General features: G+C 58.6%; 26 protein-coding genes. 13 read left to right on the top strand and 13 right to left on the bottom strand.

Annotation, left to right across the window (positions count from 1 at the left end; genetic code table 11):
* The first annotated feature begins 20 nt into the window (after positions 1 to 20).
* Complete coding sequence (locus ACR0J4_RS12830; RefSeq protein WP_170374730.1) at positions 21 to 293, top strand: DUF1467 family protein; 273 nt, start codon at positions 21 to 23, stop codon at positions 291 to 293.
* 2 nt (positions 294 to 295) lie between these two features.
* On the opposite strand, the gene ACR0J4_RS12835 is transcribed toward ACR0J4_RS12830, so the two are convergent.
* The 3 genes from ACR0J4_RS12835 to ACR0J4_RS12845 form a co-directional block, all read right to left on the bottom strand.
* Positions 296 to 988 carry an EI24 domain-containing protein gene (locus ACR0J4_RS12835; RefSeq protein WP_170643122.1) on the bottom strand — a complete coding sequence of 231 codons (693 nt, stop codon included), beginning with the start codon at positions 986 to 988 and terminating at the stop codon, positions 296 to 298.
* Positions 985 to 1563, bottom strand: a complete 579-nt coding sequence (locus ACR0J4_RS12840; protein WP_170643121.1) for a nitroreductase family protein — start codon at positions 1561 to 1563, stop codon at positions 985 to 987. The genes ACR0J4_RS12835 and ACR0J4_RS12840 overlap by 4 nt, the downstream gene beginning before the upstream one ends.
* A gap of 187 nt (positions 1564 to 1750) precedes the next feature.
* On the bottom strand, positions 1751 to 1990 hold the full coding sequence (locus tag ACR0J4_RS12845) for a hypothetical protein (protein ID WP_170460576.1): 240 nt from the start codon (positions 1988 to 1990) through the stop codon (positions 1751 to 1753).
* Between the two features lie 120 nt (positions 1991 to 2110).
* Between ACR0J4_RS12845 and ACR0J4_RS12850 the strand changes: the two genes are divergently transcribed.
* The 4 genes from ACR0J4_RS12850 (at position 2111) to ACR0J4_RS12865 (ending at position 3781) form a co-directional block, all read left to right on the top strand.
* The gene (locus tag ACR0J4_RS12850) at positions 2111 to 2812 is read left to right on the top strand and encodes a M48 family metallopeptidase (protein ID WP_170643120.1); all 702 of its coding nucleotides are present in this window, start codon (positions 2111 to 2113) and stop codon (positions 2810 to 2812) included.
* Positions 2809 to 3177, top strand: a complete 369-nt coding sequence (locus ACR0J4_RS12855; RefSeq protein ID WP_170480391.1) for a YigZ family protein — start codon at positions 2809 to 2811, stop codon at positions 3175 to 3177. The genes ACR0J4_RS12850 and ACR0J4_RS12855 overlap by 4 nt, the downstream gene beginning before the upstream one ends.
* A gap of 68 nt (positions 3178 to 3245) precedes the next feature.
* A complete protein-coding gene (locus tag ACR0J4_RS12860; protein ID WP_170468242.1) occupies positions 3246 to 3497 on the top strand; it encodes a DUF6455 family protein in 252 nt (83 codons plus the stop codon).
* Between the two features lie 14 nt (positions 3498 to 3511).
* On the top strand, positions 3512 to 3781 hold the full coding sequence (locus ACR0J4_RS12865; RefSeq protein WP_170643119.1) for a DUF6455 family protein: 270 nt from the start codon (positions 3512 to 3514) through the stop codon (positions 3779 to 3781).
* Between the two features lie 23 nt (positions 3782 to 3804).
* Here ACR0J4_RS12865 and ACR0J4_RS12870 read toward each other — a convergent pair whose 3' ends face one another.
* Positions 3805 to 4047, bottom strand: a complete 243-nt coding sequence (locus tag ACR0J4_RS12870; protein ID WP_170374744.1) for a CDGSH iron-sulfur domain-containing protein — start codon at positions 4045 to 4047, stop codon at positions 3805 to 3807.
* 229 nt (positions 4048 to 4276) lie between these two features.
* Here ACR0J4_RS12870 and ACR0J4_RS12875 point away from each other — a divergent pair, with 229 nt between their 5' ends.
* Positions 4277 to 4462 carry a hypothetical protein gene (locus ACR0J4_RS12875; RefSeq protein ID WP_425085163.1) on the top strand — a complete coding sequence of 62 codons (186 nt, stop codon included), beginning with the start codon at positions 4277 to 4279 and terminating at the stop codon, positions 4460 to 4462.
* 139 nt (positions 4463 to 4601) lie between these two features.
* The gene (locus ACR0J4_RS12880) at positions 4602 to 4958 is read left to right on the top strand and encodes a diacylglycerol kinase (protein WP_170555825.1); all 357 of its coding nucleotides are present in this window, start codon (positions 4602 to 4604) and stop codon (positions 4956 to 4958) included.
* 36 nt (positions 4959 to 4994) lie between these two features.
* On the opposite strand, the gene ACR0J4_RS12885 is transcribed toward ACR0J4_RS12880, so the two are convergent.
* Positions 4995 to 5318: a hypothetical protein gene (locus tag ACR0J4_RS12885; RefSeq protein ID WP_170643118.1), complete on the bottom strand. Its 324-nt coding sequence runs from the start codon at positions 5316 to 5318 to the stop codon at positions 4995 to 4997.
* Positions 5319 to 5436: 118 nt separating this feature from the next.
* On the bottom strand, positions 5437 to 6825 hold the full coding sequence (rimO, locus tag ACR0J4_RS12890) for a 30S ribosomal protein S12 methylthiotransferase RimO (protein WP_170747271.1): 1389 nt from the start codon (positions 6823 to 6825) through the stop codon (positions 5437 to 5439).
* 98 nt (positions 6826 to 6923) lie between these two features.
* Here rimO and ACR0J4_RS12895 point away from each other — a divergent pair, with 98 nt between their 5' ends.
* On the top strand, positions 6924 to 8879 hold the full coding sequence (locus ACR0J4_RS12895) for an AsmA family protein (RefSeq protein ID WP_170643116.1): 1956 nt from the start codon (positions 6924 to 6926) through the stop codon (positions 8877 to 8879).
* Between the two features lie 41 nt (positions 8880 to 8920).
* Here the strand turns inward: ACR0J4_RS12895 and ACR0J4_RS12900 are convergent, their stop codons facing one another.
* Genes ACR0J4_RS12900 through ACR0J4_RS12915 form a run of 4 tightly spaced genes read right to left on the bottom strand, consistent with a single transcriptional unit; the run spans position 8921 to position 13477 of the window.
* On the bottom strand, positions 8921 to 10417 hold the full coding sequence (locus tag ACR0J4_RS12900; protein WP_170555821.1) for a phosphomannomutase/phosphoglucomutase: 1497 nt from the start codon (positions 10415 to 10417) through the stop codon (positions 8921 to 8923).
* A gap of 15 nt (positions 10418 to 10432) precedes the next feature.
* Positions 10433 to 11266, bottom strand: coding sequence for a 3-deoxy-8-phosphooctulonate synthase (kdsA, locus tag ACR0J4_RS12905; RefSeq protein ID WP_170643115.1), 834 nt, complete (start codon positions 11264 to 11266; stop codon positions 10433 to 10435).
* A gap of 5 nt (positions 11267 to 11271) precedes the next feature.
* Positions 11272 to 12840, bottom strand: coding sequence for a capsule biosynthesis protein (locus tag ACR0J4_RS12910; protein ID WP_170555819.1), 1569 nt, complete (start codon positions 12838 to 12840; stop codon positions 11272 to 11274).
* The gene (locus ACR0J4_RS12915) at positions 12818 to 13477 is read right to left on the bottom strand and encodes an ATP-binding cassette domain-containing protein (RefSeq protein WP_170460627.1); all 660 of its coding nucleotides are present in this window, start codon (positions 13475 to 13477) and stop codon (positions 12818 to 12820) included. The genes ACR0J4_RS12910 and ACR0J4_RS12915 overlap by 23 nt, the downstream gene beginning before the upstream one ends.
* Positions 13478 to 13714: 237 nt before the next feature.
* Between ACR0J4_RS12915 and ACR0J4_RS12920 the strand changes: the two genes are divergently transcribed.
* Positions 13715 to 14302 (top strand): uracil-DNA glycosylase family protein, encoded by a 588-nt coding sequence (locus ACR0J4_RS12920; protein WP_170555818.1) that lies wholly within the window; start codon positions 13715 to 13717, stop codon positions 14300 to 14302.
* Positions 14295 to 15083 (top strand): SseB family protein, encoded by a 789-nt coding sequence (locus tag ACR0J4_RS12925; protein WP_170555817.1) that lies wholly within the window; start codon positions 14295 to 14297, stop codon positions 15081 to 15083. The genes ACR0J4_RS12920 and ACR0J4_RS12925 overlap by 8 nt, the downstream gene beginning before the upstream one ends.
* Positions 15084 to 15142: 59 nt before the next feature.
* Here ACR0J4_RS12925 and yghU read toward each other — a convergent pair whose 3' ends face one another.
* A complete protein-coding gene (gene yghU / locus ACR0J4_RS12930) occupies positions 15143 to 16021 on the bottom strand; it encodes a glutathione-dependent disulfide-bond oxidoreductase (protein ID WP_170555816.1) in 879 nt (292 codons plus the stop codon).
* 229 nt (positions 16022 to 16250) lie between these two features.
* Between yghU and ACR0J4_RS12935 the strand changes: the two genes are divergently transcribed.
* On the top strand, positions 16251 to 16769 hold the full coding sequence (locus ACR0J4_RS12935) for a YHS domain-containing (seleno)protein (RefSeq protein WP_170643114.1): 519 nt from the start codon (positions 16251 to 16253) through the stop codon (positions 16767 to 16769).
* A 70-nt stretch (positions 16770 to 16839) separates the two neighbouring features.
* On the opposite strand, the gene ACR0J4_RS12940 is transcribed toward ACR0J4_RS12935, so the two are convergent.
* Positions 16840 to 17502 (bottom strand): J domain-containing protein, encoded by a 663-nt coding sequence (locus tag ACR0J4_RS12940; protein ID WP_170643113.1) that lies wholly within the window; start codon positions 17500 to 17502, stop codon positions 16840 to 16842.
* A 184-nt stretch (positions 17503 to 17686) separates the two neighbouring features.
* Complete coding sequence (gene metF / locus ACR0J4_RS12945) at positions 17687 to 18553, bottom strand: methylenetetrahydrofolate reductase [NAD(P)H] (protein WP_170643112.1); 867 nt, start codon at positions 18551 to 18553, stop codon at positions 17687 to 17689.
* Positions 18554 to 18647: 94 nt separating this feature from the next.
* Between metF and ACR0J4_RS12950 the strand changes: the two genes are divergently transcribed.
* Both ACR0J4_RS12950 and ACR0J4_RS12955 read left to right on the top strand, forming a co-directional pair.
* Complete coding sequence (locus ACR0J4_RS12950) at positions 18648 to 19553, top strand: LysR family transcriptional regulator (RefSeq protein WP_170643111.1); 906 nt, start codon at positions 18648 to 18650, stop codon at positions 19551 to 19553.
* 98 nt (positions 19554 to 19651) lie between these two features.
* A complete protein-coding gene (locus ACR0J4_RS12955) occupies positions 19652 to 20437 on the top strand; it encodes an inositol monophosphatase family protein (protein ID WP_170643110.1) in 786 nt (261 codons plus the stop codon).
* Positions 20438 to 20441: the final 4 nt, after the last annotated feature.

A 20441-nucleotide genomic window follows, 5' to 3' on the forward strand; every position in this document is an offset into this window, starting at 1 on the left:
GCCAGCCCGGAGGGCCTGACATGACTATCACTGCCGCTTTGGTTCTGTTTGCCGTCATCTGGTTCATGACGCTGCTGATCGTTCTGCCTATTCGGATCAAGACGCAGGGCGATCTGGGGGATATCGTTCCGGGCACCCATGCGGGTGCGCCGGAAGAGCATCACATGAAAAAGAAGATGTGGATCACCACCGGCATTTCGATCGTTTTATGGGCGATCATTGCCGGGATCATCCTGTCGGGCGCGATTTCGGTGCGCGACTTCGACTGGTTGAACCAGCTGGAGCCGCGCTGACCTCAGGTGTTCGAAAGCTTGTGGTAGATATGGGTGAACGTGGCCGCCCCGAGGATCGGGATCACCAGGTTCACCAAAGGAACGGAAAGCGGGATTGCCATCAGCGTTCCTGCAGCCCAGATGGCGGTGACGTGTTTGGCGCGTAGCTTACGTGCCCCATCACGGCCCAAACGGCGCATCGCCGCCAGCGTAAAGTACTCTCGCCCCAGCAGAAAACCGTTCATCGCCCAGAAAATGAAGGGTGCGAAGGGTGGGAAGATCGCGTAGAGGATCAGGGCCAGAATATTGGCCAGGATCAGAACGCCCAAAAAGCCCAACCCATCCATGACGGCCTCGGATATCGGTATCCTTGGGGCTTTGGGCAGGGTTGGATAATGCTTGTCCTCGACGGCCTGTGCCACGTCTTCGAGAAAGATTGAGGTGATGGCCGAGGCGACCGGAACCATCAGAAATACCGGCAACACCAGCACCAGAAAAATGCCCGAGTAATTCAGCACGTCGTTCAACCACGACACCGTGCCGACAAATGGCAATGATATCTCGTTTCCAGACAGTGAATTGATGAACCAGATCGCGCCCGCGCAGGCGAGGATCAATAACAGAATCGTCAGACCGATACCCCGAAACAGGACAGAGCGGAATTTTGGGTCTCCGATCTGACCCAGCGCGGCAAAAAACGCGTTGAGGATGATCATTCCGCGACCCATTCCGTCAGGGCGGCAACATCGGGCCGAGGGCGCTCGGGCGGGGCGCTGCCTTCCGTGGCGATGTGAATCAAGCCCGCGACGCTTTCATTGTCGGCGAGACCAAATGCTTTCTGGCAGAAGGCACGGTCATGGGTTTGCCAGCCGGACAGCCAGTTGGCGCCCCATCCTGCGGCCAATGCCGCGTTCAACAGCGCCAGACAGACCGCGCCCGCCGAATAGGTCTGTTCGATGGCCGGGATTTTCTCGGACGGTTTCTGAACCTCGATCACGGCTACAGCCAGATGTCCCAAGTCGAACTGGCTGCGCGCCTTTGCAATGTCTTCGGGGCTTTTGCCCAAAGCGGTGCCGCAGTCCTCGGTCAGGCTGGCCAGACGCGCCATGGCGCCGTTTTCCAACACAATGAACCGCCAAGGCTCAAGCTTGCCATGATCAGGGCTGCGCGCGGCTGCGGTCAGCAGCGGCAACAGCTCATCCCGCGTCGGAGCCGGGGCGATCAGCGTTTTTGCAGGGCGAGAGCGGCGCACCTGCAGAAATTCCAGCGCGGCGGGGTTTTTCAGGGACATATGTTAACTTCCTTTACATCAGCGGTTTGTATTTTGGTTGCCACGGCTTGGGTTTCAAGGGGCAGGACAAGTTCGCTGGGTCTTTTCTGGCCGGACGGTGGGGCCTACGGAAAAGGGGTTTGAATGGCTACATTTGGGATATCTAAGGCATCGGCGTGTCGCCGTCCATGCGCGCGCTATCGGAGCCTTAATCCTGCGTTTCGCGAATCTGATAGACGCCTTCGGGCAGATCCAGCGCGGCTGCCAGATCACGCACCTGTTCAGGCGACAGTGTTATTTTCTGGACCTCACCGGTGCGGGGATCGAATTGCTCCAACGTCACGCATTCCGCGAAGCTGTTGATGACAACGTCCTCGTTCAAAGGCTTGTCGCCTTCATCCACCAGAGTAATCACCGTCGAGTCGAATTCATGCTCAATCGAAAACATGAGTTCAGAGTGCGCGCGACCGCCTCGCAATGCAAGCCGTTTGGGCGCGATCCGGGTATGGTCGTGCCGTCATGCGCGCGCTATGTTCCCTTTAAGGCCTGACCGCTTGAAGGAAACCTGATGCGTCGACTTATTCTTCTGGTGATTGCACTGTTTCTGTCAGCATGCAGCGCGGAAACCCTGCGTGAGCAGTCCGTCGCCGAGTGGGAGGCCTCGGAAGCGCCCGTGACTGTTGAGACCTTCCGGGAAGTGAGCCAGGCAATCGGTGACGAAGCACGCGCGCAATGTTTGCGTACCTCAAAGGGGCAGAACTGCGACTTCCGAATTCTGGTAGACTTGAACCCCAAAGCTCCGGCCAATGCGTTTCAGACGCTGGACGACAAAAACCAGCCGGTGATCATTTTTACCCGCTCGATGATCCAGTCGGCCCAAAACGCGGATGAACTGGCCTTTGTCATGGGCCATGAGGCGGCGCATCACGTTCTGAGTCATATCGCCCGTCAAAGCGAAAACGCAAGCGCCAGCGCCGCGAAATTCGGAGATCTGGCGCGGCTGCGTGGCGGCACCGATGCAGAGATTGAAGAGGCGCAGAAACTGGGTGCTAAAGTGGGCGTGCAGGCCTATGTCCAGACCTTCGAGCTTGAGGCCGATCAACTGGGTACCATCATTACCTATAATGCCGGATATAACCCTCTGGTCGGTGCCAAGTATTTCGACCGCATTCCGGATCCCGCTGACAAGTTCCTCAGCACACATCCGCCCAACGCGCAGCGCGTGCAGATCGTTCAGCAAACGGCTCGGCAACTTGGATTGACCCAATGACGGATGTGCTGCGGATGGGGGTCGTCCTGACGGATCGGGGCTCGAAATACGCGGTGTCGGGCGCGCATGTCGAATCGCGGGCCGAGATTGACGCGGTGCTGGACGCGCTGCGTTCGGACAAAAGCTATGCCAAGGCCACGCATAATACATGGGCGGCGGTTTTGCCGACTGGCGGGCTAAAGGCCGATGATGGCGAAAGCGGCGCTGGCATGGTGATCCTACGTATGTTGGAGCGTGAGGGGCTGCGCAATCACGTGATCATCGTCACCCGCTGGTATGGCGGCAAGAAATTGGGCGGAGACCGCTTTCGTCGCGTTCAGGACGCCACGCGCGCCTACCTGGACCGGATCAGCGCCCCAACTTGACCTGAATCAAAGTCCTTTGGCCCATGCTTGCTACCCTGTTTGACAGCGCGACAGGGAAAGGACGCAACATGCCCAGCCTGAAATCACTGCGATTGCATGCCGGTTTGGTGGACGACATGGCAAACATGCTGGATGTCGATCTGGAGGAAGCCACGATCCGGGGCGATGTGTCTCTGGACCAGCTCTCAGAGGCGGTACTGCGCTGCACCGATTGCCCCAATCCCGACAATTGCCAAACGCTGTTGGCTCAAGCATCGTCTCTAAGCCGGACCCCTGAATACTGCCGCAACAAAGACTTGCTGCACAAACTGATGCCCTAGAGCGGGTTAGTGGGATGCCGCATCTGGGAAACATCATGACCCATTTCCGTCTGGTCCTGCGCATGGGGCAGACAACCGGCGCAGACCTTGTTCACGCGCATCGGTCCGGCAAGATCAGCCAAGAGGAATGGGCCGAGATGATCCAGTTCTGCCGGGGGTGCTCATCTGCGCAGGATTGCCCCGAATGGATGGATCGGCAGGCCGCGGGCACAGACGCACCGCAGACCTGTCCGAATCGGGCGAAATTTGCCGCGCTCAAGGCCGCGCAAACTGAACAGGCCTGAAGTCTCAGGACCTGAAATGCCTTTCAGAGCTTTGAATGCGATCCGTCGCACAGGGGTTGCTTGGACGTATGTTTGCACCCGCAGAAGAACACCTTTTTGCTGGCCTCGGCGGTATATTTGACCGGCTCGAACGTGCTGCCTTTGTGGGAGCCATCGCAGAAAGGTTGCCGCTTAGACTGGCCGCAGGAGCACCAGAAATAGCTTTTCCCTTCTTCGACCTCGACAGGAATGGGCGAGTCTTGGGCGATGGTCGGCGATTGAGACATTTGGCTACTCCGTCCTTTGGCTGATATCTGAAAAAAGTCTAGGGTTATGTTTCGAAAAAGGTAGCCTGTCTTGGCGAGTAGGTCGCAATTTGCCGGTCATGCTGGCATGGAATCGCTGCGTTTCACGGTTTTGTGATTGATTCTGTTGCCAGATTGCTTGTCAGCCCGTATTCTGGTCGTGGCCCCGAAAATTGGGCAATATCAGCAAAGTAATAAAGGAATGATGGACATGAAACTGAAGTTTGCCGCCGTTGGTGCGTTTGCTCTGATCCTGACTGCATGTGCGCAGCAGGAAGAACCGACCCCAGTATACGTTCAGCCGAGCTATGATAAAGCTGGCACACCAAGCTGCCCGGGCGGGTATCAGCTGGCAACAACCGAAGCAGGCCAGACTGTCTGTGACCCGATACAATAAAGGTTTTGCAGGCGGCCCCAATGCGGGCCGTCTGCACATCAAACGAAGTGGATGCCGCCCTTGGGGCGGTTTTTTCTTGCCCATTGCACCGCAGGCGCCAACCCTTCAGAACGGCACGAAAGCAATCGCCCGAGGACCCATGCTCAATTTCTTTTCCCGCCTAAAGGACCGCACCAAATGGAGCTGGCAAGGATTGGTCGCCACCTGGCGGGAGGAGTATTCCTTTCGCGTTTGGGGCTATGCCAACCTAATCTCGGCGGTGCTGGCCGTGTGGCTGCCGATCAGCGGGGTCGAGCGTGCGTTGATCCTTGTCATGGGCGTCCTTGTGCTCGTGGCCGAGCTGTTCAACACGGCCATCGAGCGGGCGGTCGACTATACCTCGACCGACCATCACCCGCTGGCGGGGCAGGCCAAAGATGCTGCGAGCGCGGCTGTTGCATTGACAGCGATTGCCGCTGGGATTGCCTGGGCCGTAGCGCTGATCGGCCTGATCTAGACCGCCTTAAGCTACGCTTGAAACGCTGTGGAGCGCTTAGCGAAACTTGCGATGGATCCAGTGGCGCACACCAAATGATCTGTGTTTCAGATGCCGCGGTCTGTGAGGATTGAGAACCAGTTTACGACGCGGATGCAGGGCACGCTTGGCCGGTTTGACCTTGTGTTCGAGGACCGGAGCCGAGTGATGTCGGTGAACAAAGTGTTTGCTGCGCTTGTGAATCACCAGCTTGTTGCCACCGACTGACAAGATCTTGCCCGCGCCGCCATGCACGTGCTGCGCCGCCACAGGAGGCGCCAACATCATGGCTGCCACCGCCATCATTTTGAAATGCGATGAAATTGTCGGAAACCGAAACATGAAACCCTCCAACCAGTGTTGAGTTCAGCATCGCGGCTTTGTCGGGCAAGCGCCAATAAACTCGGCTCACGCTTGCCTCAACTGATTTGTAGATTTCAGATCATAGAGATAGGGGTATTCAAACCCGTTTACCCCACAAGTCATACTCACCCGCTTCATCGACCTCGACCGTCACGAGGTCTCCGGGTTTCAGGGTTTCGAAACCCTCGTCAATGAACAGGTTGCCGTCAATCTCGGGCGCGTCGGCCTTGGTTCTGCAGGTGGCGGCCTCGTCATCTATCTCATCCACGATGACCTGAAGGGTTTGACCGACCTTGGCTTCCAGTTTCTCCTCTGAGATAGCCTGTGCCTTCTCCATGAAACGGTCCCATCGGTCCTGCTTGACCTCAGGGGTCACATGATCGGGCAGATCGTTCGAGCGCGCGCCATCGACGTTTTCGTACTGAAAACAGCCAACACGATCCAATTGCGCCTCGTCCATCCAGTCCAGCAGGGTCTGGAATTCGGCCTCGGTCTCGCCCGGGTAGCCAACAATGAAGGTCGAGCGCAAAGTGATGTCCGGGCAGATCTCGCGCCAGGCTTTGATCTCGTCGAGTGTTTTGGCGGCTGCCGCCGGACGGGCCATGCGCTTCAGCACGTCCGGGTGGGCGTGTTGAAAGGGGATATCCAGATAGGGCAGCACATTGCAGCCTGCATCCGCCATCAGCGGGATCAACTCACGCACATGCGGGTAGGGGTAGACATAGTGCAGCCGGACCCAGGCATCGAGCTGCCCCAACTCGCGCGCCAGATCTGTGATATGGCTGCGCACCTCGCGGTCCTTCCACGGGTTCACATCGTATTTCCGGTCCAACCCATAGGCCGAGGTATCCTGACTGATCACCAACAACTCGCGCACGCCGTTTTCGACCAGCTTTTCGGCCTCGCGCAGCACCGCATGGGCCGGACGGCTGGCAAGCTTGCCGCGCATGTCGGGGATTATGCAAAACTTGCACTTGTGGTTACAGCCCTCAGAGATCTTGAGATAGCTGTAGTGCCGCGGAGTCAGCTGCACAGAACTAGCAGGCAACAGGTCAACGAATGGGTCCGGATCAGGCGGCACCGCCACATGTACCGCGTCCAAAACCTGCTCGTATTGATGCGGGCCGGTGACCGCCATGATACGCGGGTGGTGTTCCCGGATATAGTCTGGCTCGGCCCCCAAACAGCCGGTCACGATGACCTTGCCGTTTTCGACCAGAGCCTCGCCGATGGCGTCCAGAGATTCGGCCTTGGCGCTGTCCAGAAATCCGCAGGTGTTCACAATCACGGCATCGGCCCCGGAATAATCGGGCGAAATGCCGTACCCTTCGGCGCGCAACCGGGTCAGGATGCGCTCGCTGTCTACCAGCGCTTTGGGGCAGCCCAATGAGACCATACCAATGGTCGGCTGGCCTGAACGCGGCGTATCGGTGATCCGGGCAGACGGGGCAAGATCGGGGCGGAGGTTTGGCGGATTGCTACTCATGCGGCCGCATATAGTTTGGATTGGTTCCCCTTGCAAATGCGACCGTGGCTTTGAATGATACCTCAAACACAAGCCCAAAAAAGGCGGAGAGCAGTTCGATGAAATGGCTGATACGTATCCTGTTCATCTTGGTGGCCGTTGTGGGCCTTGTTGTGGGCGCGCTTTTGTTGATGCCCGGCGACAAACTGGGCGCGCTTCTGGCCGAACAGGTCAAGGCGGAAACGGGGCGTGACCTGACCTTCTCGGGCGATGTCTCGATCTCATTCTGGCCGGTTCTGGGCCTTGAAACCGGGCCGGTCACCTTCGGCAATGCCGATTGGGCGGGGTCTGAGCCGATGCTGAGCGCCGAAAGCCTGTCTTTCGGTGTGGATGCGGCGGCGCTGTGGGCCGGCGAGATCCGGATCAAACGGGTCTTTGCCGACAGCCCGGTTCTGCGGCTGGAATATGCCAACGGGCGCGGCAATTGGGAGCTTACCGCAGCAGCGCCCACGACCAGCAGCAGGGGCAGCGGGACCAGTGAAGTGCCTCCGGCTTCTCGACCGATTACGCTGGAGCGTCTGGAACTCAGCAATGCGCGCCTGATTTTCATCGAGAACGGTGCAACCACCTGGAACTTTGAAGAGGTCAACCTGTCGGCTCAATGGCCTGATATCACGGCCCCGATGGTGATGGAGGCCAATATGGCGGTGCCGGGTGGTACCGTGCAGGTCGATCTGAAACTGCCCGACCTGCCCGCCTTCGCCTCGGGCTCTGCTGCACCGCTGGAGATGTCGATGACGGCCCCCGGCGGGCAAATCGCGTTCAACGGGCGTGCCACCATCGCGGGTGAGGTAGACGGCAAGACCGAAGTCAAAACCACCGACACAGACAGAATGCTGGCCGCGTTCGGGCAGGCGGGTGTGACGGTTCCGAACGGGTTGGGGCGCGTTGCGGATGTGTCGGGCCAAATGACCTATACGCGGGATGGCCGCATTTCATTGCGGGGCATGACTGCCGTTCTGGATCACAACCGCTTCGATGGTGAGGCCGATATCGTGATCTCGAACCCGCCGCAGATCACGGCACGGCTACGGGCCGGAGAGCTGGATTTTTCTACATTTGCCGACACAATCGAGAGCGGGTCGGGCGGTGGTGCCGCGTCGTCTTCCGGCACGGGCGGGTGGTCGACAACCCCAATCGATGCGTCAGCACTGGCGCTTGCGAACGGGTCGATCCGATTGACAGCAAAATCCATCGCGGTTCCGGACATGACCTTTGGGGAAAGCGACCTGACACTCAGCCTCGATCGGTCGCGCGCCGTTCTGAAAATGCAACCGGCGCGTTTGTTTTCCGGTCAATTGAACGGGCAGGTGGTCGCCAACAACAGGAACGGCTTGTCCGTCGGCGGGAATTTCAAAGCCAACGGGATCGACGTGCAACAGGCCCTGTCCACGCTGGGGGATATTAAGCGCTTGACGGGAACAGCGTCCGGTTCGCTGGAGTTTCTTGGTGTTGGTCAAACCGAAGATGCTATCATGCGGTCATTGTCGGGCAAAGGGAATATCGCCGTGGGGCAAGGTGTGATCTCGGGGTTCGATCTGAACCGGCTGATGGGACGCGGCGAAGGATCGGGCGGGACCACGGTGTTCAACAGCCTGACGGCCAGCTTCACGATGGAAGGCGGCAACCTGACAAACAACGATCTGTTGATGTCACTCGACAATTTCCGGGCTGAAGGAACCGGTCGCGTCGGTCTCGGCGCTCGGGACATTGACTATCTGTTCACGCCCATCGCCTTGCGGGCCAATTCCGGCGACGGGATTTCCGTACCGGTTCGCATTGTCGGCCCGTGGAGCGATCCGTCGATCCGCCCGGACCTGACCAAAGTCATCGAGGCTGCGGCGGAAGGGAAGCTGAAAGATCTGGAGGACGATGCCAAAAGCAAGGTTCTCGAAAAGGTTGGAAACGAGTTGGATACAACCGTCACAGATACCGGTCAGATCGAGGATGCTTTGAAGGACAAGGTTGAGGAAGAGGCCAAGAAAGGCCTCCTCAAGCTGTTCGGCGGCGATTGACCTGCTGCCAAGGGGCGCCCGGAGTGCCCCTTGGCGAGGTTTCAGATTGTCTGGTCGTAGTCGCCGACACCGGGCTCGGTCCGGATGACCGCATCAATATCGGCAAAGATGGCCCGCATCTCTGCTTCGCTTTCACTGCTTTCGCAGACAACCACCAGATTGGGGGTGTTCGACGAGGCCCGCACCAGACCCCAGCTGCCATTGTCCAGAATGACCCGGGCCCCGTTGACGGTGACAACCTCTTTGATCGCCCGGCCCGCGAAGCTATCGCCCGCGTCGGCCTTTGCAACCAGCTTGTCCACCAGACGCTGAAGGATATCGTATTTCTCGGTATCGGCGGCGTAGGGCGACATTGTCGGGGTGGACCATGTTTTGGGCAGAGCTTTTCGCAAGTCGGACATGCTCTGATCCGGGTTGCGGTCCATCAATTTGCAGATTTCCACCGCCACGCGCATCCCGCAGTCATATCCGCGCCCAACAGGCTCGGCGAGGAAGTAGTGGCCGGATTTCTCAAACCCCGCGAGGGCTCCGATCTCTTTGACCCGACGTTTCATATGGCTGTGGCCGGTTTTCCAGTAATCTGCCTTGACGCCAAGGGCCTGAAGTTCCGGGTCGCTGGCGAACAGGCCGGTGGATTTCACGTCGGCCACGAAGGTCGCGCCGGGATGCAGCTTGGCCAGATCGCGCGCCATGATGACACCGACCTTGTCGGCAAAGATCTCTTCGCCCTCGTCATCGACAACACCGCAGCGATCCCCGTCACCGTCAAATCCCAAGGCCAGATCGGCACCGCTGGATTTCACCGCATCCGCCATGTCATGCAACATCTCCATGGCTTCGGGGTTCGGGTTGTAGTTAGGGAACGTGTAGTCGAGTTCGTTGTGGCTGGGCACGACCTCAACACCGATCCGCTCAAAAATCTCGGGCGCAAAGGCCGAGGCGGTGCCATTGCCCGTGGCGCAAACCACCTTGAGCGGGCGCGACATTTTGAAATCACCCACCAGATCGTCGATATAAGCCTCTTTCACGCCGTCTACGAATTCATACGAGCCGCCCTCGCGCGCCACTGTCTCGCCATTCAGCACAATGTCGCGCAGCTCGGACATCTCATCCGGGCCGTGGGTCAGCGGGCGGTCGAAACCCATTTTGACCCCGGTCCAGCCGTTTGGGTTATGGCTGGCGGTGACCATCGCCACCGCCGGAACGTCCAGATGGAACTGCGCGAAATAGGCCATTGGGCTGAGGGCTGGGCCGATGTCCTTCACCTGAATACCGGCCTGCATCAGGCCAAGGAGCAGTGCGTTTTTGATGGCCAGAGAATAGTCGCGGTAGTCATTGCCAACCGCAATGACCGGCGCGATGCCGCGTTTGTGCATCTGAGTACCGATCCCCAGGCCAAGGGCTGTCATGCCCGGCAGGTTGATCTCATCTGGGTACTTCCAGCGTGCATCATATTCGCGAAACCCGGTTGGCCTGATCATCGGGTCGCGCAGAAAGCTCCAGGTGTTTGGGGTCACCTCGGGAATAGGTTTGGTCATTACAGGTCTCAATCGTTAAATCTGAATCGGGTTCGCTTTTGCCAGCGCATCAAAACGCATCAATGTGTCAACAAGATGAGGCATCTGATCCAACGGGATCATGTTGGGGCCATCAGACGGTGCTGTGTCTGGGTCCTGATGAGTTTCAATGAACACTGCTCCTATCCCCAGCGACACTGCGGCGCGCGCCATCACCGGCGCAAACTCGCGCTGCCCACCCGAGGAGCCACCCTTGCCACCCGGCTGTTGCACCGAATGGGTCGCGTCCATCACGACCGGATAGCCCGTCTTCGCCATTTGCGGCAGGCCTCGCATATCGGCCACCAGAGTATTGTACCCGAACGAGGTTCCGCGCTCTGTCAGCAGAATGTTCTGGTTGCCGGTGCTTTCAATCTTGTCGACGATGTTGCCCATTTCCCAAGGGGCGAGAAACTGGCCTTTTTTGACATTCACGGCCTTCCCAGTTTCGCCCGCCGCCAAAAGCATATCGGTCTGGCGGCACAGAAAAGCTGGGATCTGCAGAATATCAACGGCGTCGGCCGCGATGGCGCATTGGGCTTCGGTGTGGACATCGGTCAGCACCGGAATGCCCATGGTGCTGCGGATGTCATCCAGAACCTTCAGCCCTGCATCAATCCCCATGCCGCGCTTGCCGGACAAAGAGGTTCGGTTCGCCTTGTCATAGGATGCCTTGAATACATACTGAGCCCCGGCCGCGTCGCAGGCTTCTTTCATGGCGCCCGCGATCATCTGGGCATGGTCTGCCGTCTCAAGCTGGCAGGGGCCGGCAATGATGGTCAGCGGAAGGTCATTGCCGACCGTCAGGTCGGAGATTTTTACATGTTTCATGTGTCTTACGAGGATACCTGTTCACGAAGGACCGACGCGGTAAGCGAGATCATCAGGTAGATACCAGCAAACAACAGGAAAGCCAAAATCGTATTTTCGAACTTTCGGGGATAGGTCGGATCCTGCGCTTCAACGGGGTTCACCGAGACCGTCAGATACCGCACTTTGCGGTTCGCCTCGGACCGTGTGGTTTCCATTTGTTGCATTGCCGTTTGCAGCATCATGTCACGCGCTGCCAGATCAGCCTGCGCCATCTGGATTCGGACGCTCAACCGCGCCAGCGAGTTTTCGCCTGCGGATGCATCCAGCATTTCGGCGTTCAACTCGGCTAGGACAACTTCCAGGCGGGCGATATCGGCACTGACCCCGTCGACCTTGGCCTGGTTTGGGCGGCGATTGTCCTGCAGGGCAGCCAGTTCCAGCTCTTTATCCTGAATGGCAACCTCGATCTCATTGATCCGACCGCGTAGACCGGCGATGACGTTTTCAGGGTCCAGCAAAGCACCCTGCAGCTGCAACTCGATTAGTGCCTCCTGCGCCTTACGCCGCTCTGATTGGGCCGCCTCGAACCCTTCGCGCGCGTCGCGCATCTGATCCTCGCGCTTAAGGCCGGACAGGCTGTTAATCCGCTCTTCTGCATAAGAGATCAGGCGTTGCGATAGTTCTACGGCGATTTCAGGTTCGGGGGCTGCGACTTCCATCCGAACAATCCCGTCGCTTGGGTCATATCCGATGGTCACCATACGTTTGTAAAGCTTGTGGGTGTCTTCCAGACTGGCGTCCTGAGGCAGCCTCTGGATCGGGTCGATCCATTCCTGCTTGAAGATTTGGGAAAAGCCCATGTCGCGTTCCAGACGCTCTAATGCGTCCTTGGATTCGAGAAACTCCTGGGTGGAAACCGAATCCTGCGCGGTTGCATATTGGGTTCCGCTCAACAGGCCGCCAATTGTTCCGCCACCGCCGTCCGCTTGCAGGATCGAAAAGGCCGAATCGCTGGCATACATCGGCGTTGCCTCGCGATAGAAATAGTAGCCAACCACAAAAGTGGGCAGAAAGACGAACACCGCAAGCCGCGCGAACAACGCCGCCAGTTTCTTTTTTCGGCGGAGCGCGATGTCCTTCTGGATCTGACCGATTTCGCGATCGCGCCGCTCGGCCGGGCTCATCTCAGGTCCGGGTAGGGTCTGAGGAGCCTCGCTCACCGGTTGCGGCAACTGGACGGGTGCCGTTTCGTCACTCTCCGTTTTCGCCGAAGCATTGGCCGAGGCAAGCTCCAGCAGATTGCTGCGCCGGAATGGATCAATGCCCTTCTTGCGTAGCAGGCGTACCGCGTCATAGTCCGAGGTCGCGGCCAGTCCGTGTTTGCTGGCCAGACGCCGGGCGATACGCAATTGCCGACCGGTCAGGCCTTCGCGCTTGATATCGTCCAGCTCGGTCCCGGGCTGCGTTTCGCCTGACGAGGCCTGCGTGGCGCTGCGAATGCGCGCCATGGCGTCCGAGCGGGCCTCGGGCGAGGTGTCTGATTGCGCCTTGTGGCGCCAGTTGTATTTTCTAACCTTGGGTTTCGTAGTCATATAACTGCTTTGCCTCTTCCAAGGTTTCAAACATGCGCAGTTGACCATCCACCAGAACGGCCGCCTGTTTCACGAATTTTTCAAGCGTTGCGGGGCTGTGCGACACGATGACCAGCGTTGTCGTGCGCAGCCTTTCCTGCAGGATCGCGCCGGCCTTATGGTTGAATTCCACATCCGTGGACGCGGGCATGCCCTCATCAATCAGGTACATGTCGAAGTCCAGTGCCAGCATCAGCGCAAAGGTGAATCTGGCCTTCATTCCCGAAGAATAGGTGGCCAGAGGCTGGTTGAAATACTCGCCAAGACCGCACAGCCAGCTGCAGTAGGCTTCGACATAGTCGGGGTCCATTCCGTAGATTTTGGCGATATAGCGTGCGTTCTCCAATGCAGACATCTTCGAGGAGACACCACCGGTAAACCCCATCGGGAAAGACACTTTGCACTCACGCCGGATGACCCCTTCATCGGGCTTTTCCAAACCCGCCATCATATTGATCAGAGTGGTTTTTCCCGTCCCGTTCGGCGCAAGCACGCCAAGCGAGGTTCCGAGTTCGACGCGGAAAGAAGCCCGGTCGAGGATCACCTTGCGGCGCGTCCCCGTCCAGAAGGATTTACTGACATTCTCGAACTCAAGCATGCTTGGCCTGCTGCTCAATCCTTTGGTTTGATCGCTCTTTTTGGTGAGCGTTTGGATGCGAGGTCTATCGTTTCATGTTGGCTACATTATGTCGAATTATGAAACAAATGTTCAATGCATCTTCACAAAGTGCAGATCACATCGTGCCAAACATCAACACGAAAAGATGTTTTGGCGGCAAGTTCGAGGGTGGTTATCTTCCCTTGATACTCACGATTTCGGTGCAAGACTGCGGCTATGAGCGATCTGCAAAAGGAAATCTCGGCCTGTCGGCTGTGTGCGGATGCGTTCGCGCAAACCGCGACGCAGCACGCGCCGCGCCCTGTCGTCTGGTTCCGCTCTGGCACCCCCATTTTGGTTGCGGGGCAGGCTCCGGGCGCGCGGGTTCATGAGTCGGGGCGGCCTTTTACAGACCCCTCAGGGGATCGCCTGCGGGATTGGTTGGGGATCGGCGAAGGAGTGTTTTACAACCGGGATCGTCTGTCCATTGTGCCCATGGCCTTCTGCTTTCCTGGATATGACGACCGAAAAGCGGATCTTCCGCCGCCCGCTTTGTGCCGTAAAACTTGGCATGACCGGGTTGTTGAGGCGCTGGGGCCGGTCCCTCTGACCGTGTTGGTCGGGGGGCACGCCCATAAGTACCATCTTGGAGTGCGCAGTTCGGTCACTGAGACGGTTCGCAACTGGCGGGACCACGCGCCGCACATCTTTGCCTTGCCTCATCCGTCGTGGCGCAATACGGCATGGATCAAGAAAAACCCGTGGTTCGAGACCGACCTGCTGCCGGCCTTGCGGGCACGGGTGCAAGAGGTTCTGAATGACTGAAGCAACGGCGCTGGACACAGCGCATACCGCGATGGAAGCCGCTCCGCAGGACGATGCCGCCCGGCTGCGCTTTTTTGAGCGGCTGGCCGATAGTGAGTTGTTCCTGATGCTGACCGAAGAGGCGCAGGGCGAGAATATCTCACCCGAGCTGTTCGACGTGGCCGATGGCCGCTTCGTATTGGCCTTTGATCGCGAGGATCGGTTAGCGCAGTTTGCCGGACGTCCGGTTCCATACGCGGCGCTTTCCGGGCGTATCCTGTCTTCGATGCTGGCGGGGCAGGGGATTGGTCTGGGCCTGAACCTCGAGGTCGCGCCATCCTCGATGCTGATACCGTCCGAGGCGCTGGGCTGGCTGGCGACAACGCTGGAACATGCGCCCGCCGAGGTCGAAGAGAAACTGGCGGAGTTTTTACCCCCGACCGGCCTGCCGGAAACCCTGTTGCGTGCGTTGGATACAAAGCTGTCGACTGCGGTCGGTCTGGCGCAGGAGGCCTATCTAGTCGGCACCAAATCTGAAACCGGGGCTTCTGGTCACTTGCTGGGCTTTGTCGGGGCCGTGGACGGGGCGCAATCGGCGCTGGCCAAGGCTGCATCCGAGGCGCTGACCTTTTCCGGGATCGAAGCCGGAGCGATGGATGTCGGGTTCTTTGCAACCGAAGCGCCCGCTGCGGCGTCTTTGGCGAAGGTTGGATTGCGGTTCGACCTGCCGCAACCCGAGGCCCGTGACCTGACCCGGCCTGTGCCCGGCAGCGATCCCGAGAACCCGCCGATCCTTAAGTAAATAAGCGCGGCGCACTCCATTGCACCGCGCCAAATGTTTCGAACGAACCTCGAAGAGAATTAGTCCGCCGCAGCTTCCAGCTTGTCCTGCGTGCGGGTTTCGAAGTCGCTGGCCTCGTGACGTTCACGAAGTTGCGTGTGCGGCTCGCCAAACGCGCGGTTGACCATGCGGCCCCGCTTTACGGCCGGACGCGCGTCAATCGCCTTGGCCCAACGCATGACGTTTTCATAAGATTCCACGTCGAGGAACTCGGCAGCATCATAGAGACGCCCAAGAACCAGCTGCCCATACCAGGGCCAAATCGCCATGTCCGCGATCGAGTAATCCTCGCCTGCGATATAGGTGTTTTCGGCCAGTTGACGGTCCAGCACGTCCAGCTGGCGCTTGGCCTCCATGGCGAAGCGGTTGATCGGGTACTCCCATTTCTCGGGCGCGTAAGCGTAGAAATGGCCGAACCCGCCGCCGAGATAAGGCGCGCTGCCCATCTGCCAGAATACCCAGTTCATCACTTCGGTCCGTTCCGGGCCTGACTCGGGCAAGAACGCTCCGAACTTTTCGGCCAGATGGAACAGGATTGAGGCGCTTTCGAACACACGCACTGGTTCATCGCCCGACCGATCCCAGAGCGCCGGGATTTTCGAGTTCGGGTTCGCCTCGACAAAGCCCGAGCTGAACTGATCCCCTTCACCGATGTTGATAAGCCACGCGTTGTATTCGGCTTCTTCGTGACCCTGCGCCAAAAGCTCTTCAAGCATGACTGTCACTTTGACGCCATTGGGCGTTGCCAGCGAATAGAGCTGTATGGGGTGGCGGCCAATGGGCAAGTCCTTGTCATGGGTTGCTCCGGCGATGGGGCGGTTGATATTGGCGAAGCGTCCGCCGCTTTCGCTATCCCAGGTCCAGACTTTGGGGGGAGTGTAAGTGGATTGATCGCTCATCTGATGCCTTTCTTGCCAATCGCAGGGCTGCAAAGCCGATGCGCTAACAGCTAATGTTGCAATTCCCCGAGTCCAACCCCGCTTGACGCAGGAAACTGTAATAATTCTCTCACGAAATCTCGTTGATGGTCACACCGGCGCGAGCGGCCCTACGAAGCGCCTCAGAATCGCTTATTGTTTGTCGTGTCAGCCAAACGGCACCCCCGATACACGAAAAAGGAATGACCACATGAAACGTTTTGCCCTGTCTTTTGCTGCGGCCATGGCTCTGGCAATTCCGGCTTTTGCAGGCCCCCAATATGTCGACGGAACCGGATTTGCGGTCTCTGGCTATGATGTTGTCGCCTATCGCGGCCTTGATCAGGCACCGGTGGGGACGTCGCAGCCAGAAGGTGTACGCGGCAATGCCGACATCACGGCGGAATACAACGGCGCAACTTGGGCTTTTGCATCGGAAGAGAACCGCGACAAGTTTCTTGAGAACCCCGCCTACTACGCACCTCAATATGACGGGCACTGCGCCTATGGCGTCTCAAAGGGTGGCAAGGTTCCGGCAAACCCGAACCTGTGGCGCATCGTTGATGACAAGCTGTACCTGAACATCACCGATGTTGTTGTGGGCTTCTTCGAAGAGGACATCCCCGGCAACATCAACCTGGCCGAAGGTAACTGGCCCGGTATCGAAAGCGCGGACGCATCGACCAGCGTGATCCCGAAATTCACCTCGGAAGGTCCGGTCAGCAACTGATCGCGCAGACAATGTTGTGAAGAAAAACAAGCCCGGCTCCCCCCACTGAGCCGGGCTTTTTTCTGGCTGACTATCCAGCCAGCCAGAATTCGTCGATCATGTCCTGATTGGCTTCGAACCGGATACGAACACTTTTTGCCCCCGGAAATTTGCGTTCGCAAATGGTGTCAGGAATCACCACCTCGCCCGGTCCGGTGTTGTTGGACTTGAAGCTCAGGATCTCAGTCTCGACATGCCGTCTGTTGCTTAGCACCGAGGTCGGAAGTGCGATGCGGTTCGCCCCTTCGGTTACCGGAGTTGCTACGAAAAAGGTCAGGTGGCGGCCATAGCATCCGACGGCATCGGGCACATGGTCTGATGCCGCCGATTCGACATCTGCGTCCCGAGCCGATGGCGAATCCACCATATGCGGTAGGGCTTGCGTCGGGTTCAGCATGGATTTGCAGGCGGAGATGTCTTCGGGCGGCAACTCGATCACACGCTTTTTGAGGCGCGGCCGTTTCGGCATCTGCGGACCCGATGCGCCTTTTGCGCCCAACCCCAGTTTGCGTAGAAAATCATAGGCAGTCTTGGCGCGCGAGAAGTCTTCGCAATCCCCCGGCATGTGGTCGGGATGCGCCCGGAAGGCAATATTTCGCCAAGCTTCGCGGATTTCGTCGGAACTGGCAGAGGGCGACAACCCAAGGTCCGCCAGCGCGCTGTTTCGCGCTGCGATCTTATCGACAGGTTTCATACTCAAAAACACTCATTAACGTACACGAGACCAGTTTGAGCACGGTCACGATTTTGTCAAATTCTTCTCAAGATTGAACTAGTTGCGGGGGACAATGATCTGGCCGTGCAGACATTGTTCCAGCGGCAAAGCAAAATGCCCGCGCTTTCGGATGGCGCGGGCATTTGGGCTTTGTTGAGAAGGATCAGGCGACGTTCTGCAGTTCGGCCTTCGGGGTGATCCCAAGGGCGAAGCACACGTCGCGGGTCAGCTCGGGCCGGTTCAGGGTGTAGAAGTGCAGCTTGTCCACACCGCCCTCCAGCAGGTCCGAACACAGCTCGGTGCACAGGGCCGTAGCCAGCAGATCCTCGCGATCATCACGCAGGGCTTTTTCAAAGGCGTGATCGACCCAATCGGGTATCCGTGTGCCGCAGCGCTGGGCAAAGGCGCGCGCGCCTTTCCAGTTTTCGATCGGCAGGATGCCCGGTACGATCGGCTTATCGATCCCGGCTTTGACACAGGCATCACGGAACCGGAAGAAGGTCTCGGCCTCGAAGAAGAACTGCGTCAGTGCTTCATCGGCGCCCGCGTCCAGCTTGGCCTTGAGCCAGTCGATATCGGCCTGCGTATCCCGTGCTTCAGGGTGAATGTCGGGATAGGCGCCAACTCGAATGCTGAACATCTCTGTTTCTGCGAGGGCCTCAATCAATTCAACAGAGTTGGCAAAACCTTCGGGGTGAGGAACAAACCTGTCCTGACCCTTCGGCGGATCGCCCCGCAATGCGACGATGTTCTCTACACCGGCACGGGCGAAGGTGTCTGCAATCTCTAACGTTTCCTGACGCGAGGCATCGACGCAGGTCAAATGCGCTGCAACCGGCAGTCCCGATGACTTGTGCAAAGTCGCCACGGCATCGCGCGTCAACTCTCGCGTCGTGCCTCCCGCGCCGTAGGTAACCGAAACGAACCGGGGCTCCAGAGGGGCCAGCGTCTGCACCGTATCCCATAGCCGGAATGAGGCCTCCAGCGTTTTGGGTGGAAAAAACTCGAATGAGATTTCAGGTTTGGTCATCGCAGCCTCTCAGGATCAACTGAGGGTCTTGTCGCATGACACGCATTGTGAGACAAACTCATATTCCTCAAGAACAACATGAGCTTTCCTTCAAATGCACATCGAATTCCGGCACCTGCGCACCATCAAGGCGATCCATGACTGTGGCGGCCTTGCGCGTGCGGCCGATCAGCTGAACATCACCCAATCGGCGCTGAGCCACCAGATCAAAGGGTTGGAGGATCAGGCCGGGGTCGAATTGTTCCTGCGTCGGTCCAAGCCGATGAAGCTGTCTGCGGCGGGGCTGCGTCTGTTGCGGCTGGCCGAGCAGATTCTGCCTCAGGTCGAGGCCGCGCAGCATGAGTTCTCTTCCTTGCGCGATGGTCGCACGGGTCGGATGCATATTGCGATTGAATGCCACGCCTGTTTCGAATGGCTATTTCCAGTGCTAGAGTCCTTCCGCAAATCCTGGGGCGATGTCGACGTAGATATCCGCCCTGGCCTCGCGTTCGACGCGCTGCCCGCCTTGCAGAAGGAGGAGGTTGATCTGGTTGTGTCATCGGACCCCGAGGACCTTCCGGGTGTCGAATTCGTGGAATTGTTCGATTATAACGCCGTCTTCGTCGCCGCATCCTCGCACCCGTTGGCCGAAAAGGAATTCATCGAGGCCGAGGATTTTCGCGGTCAGACCCTGATCACCTATCCGGTCGAGCGCACGCGTCTGGACGTGTTCAGCCAGTTGTTGATCCCGGCGCGGGTTGAACCAGCCAGCATCCGACAGGTTGAACTGACAGCCGTGATCCTGCTGCTTGTCGCCTCAAATCGGGGGATTTCTGTCCTGCCGGATTGGGTTGTGCGGGAGGTCAAATACAACTCGGATTACGTCACCCGCCCGCTGACTAAAGAAGGGATCACCCGTCGGCTATATGCCGCTGTCCGCTCTGAAGATCTGGAAAAGCCCTTCGTGCAGGAGTTGGTCAAACTGGCGCGGGACGAGGCGCGGAAGTTGCAGGCGCAGTAGAGGCGTTTCGCTAAGGTCTGTTATGCGCATCATTCCTCTTGGCAAGGGCGCATTGCATCAGTATACGCGCGGTTTGACCGAACAGGAGCCTTTTCACAATGGTTGGCAGTGCAAATCTCAACATCATGATCAAAGCCGCGCGCAAGGCGGGGCGGTCTCTGGTCAAGGATTTTCGTGAAGTCGAGAACCTGCAGGTGTCGATGAAGGGCGCGGGTGATTTCGTGTCCAAGGCCGATATCGCTGCCGAGGCCATCCTGAAAGAGGAACTGCTGGGCGCGCGTCCGACCTATGGCTGGCTGGCCGAAGAGGGCGGTGCGATTGACGGTGAGGATCCAACCCGCCGTTGGATCGTCGATCCGCTGGATGGCACCACCAACTTCCTGCACGGCTTGCCGCACTGGGCGATCTCGATCGCGCTGGAGCACAAAGGTAAGATCGTTGCCGGTGTGATCTACGACGCCGCCAAGGACGAGATGTTCTTTGCCGAAAAAGGCGAAGGCGCGTGGATGAACGATATGCGCATCCGCGTCTCGGGCCGTCACCGCATGATCGAGTCCGTTTTCTCGACCGGTCTACCCTTCGGTGGCCGCTCGGATCTGCCTGCCACGCTGCAGGATCTGGCGCGCCTGATGCCCACATGTGCCGGCGTGCGCCGCTGGGGCGCAGCCGCGCTCGACATGGCTTATGTGGCGGCTGGTCGCTACGAGGGCTTTTGGGAGCGCCGCCTGAACGCATGGGATCTGGCCGCCGGGATCATCATCGTGAAAGAGGCCGGTGGTCTGGTTCAGCCCTTGAACCTCGAAGGCAGCATTCTGGAAGATGGCGAGGTCATCTGCGCCAACGAGCCGATATTTGACAGCTTTGCCAAGGTGATCCGCGGTTAAACGC

Source organism: Ruegeria sp. B10, assembly GCF_056539825.1.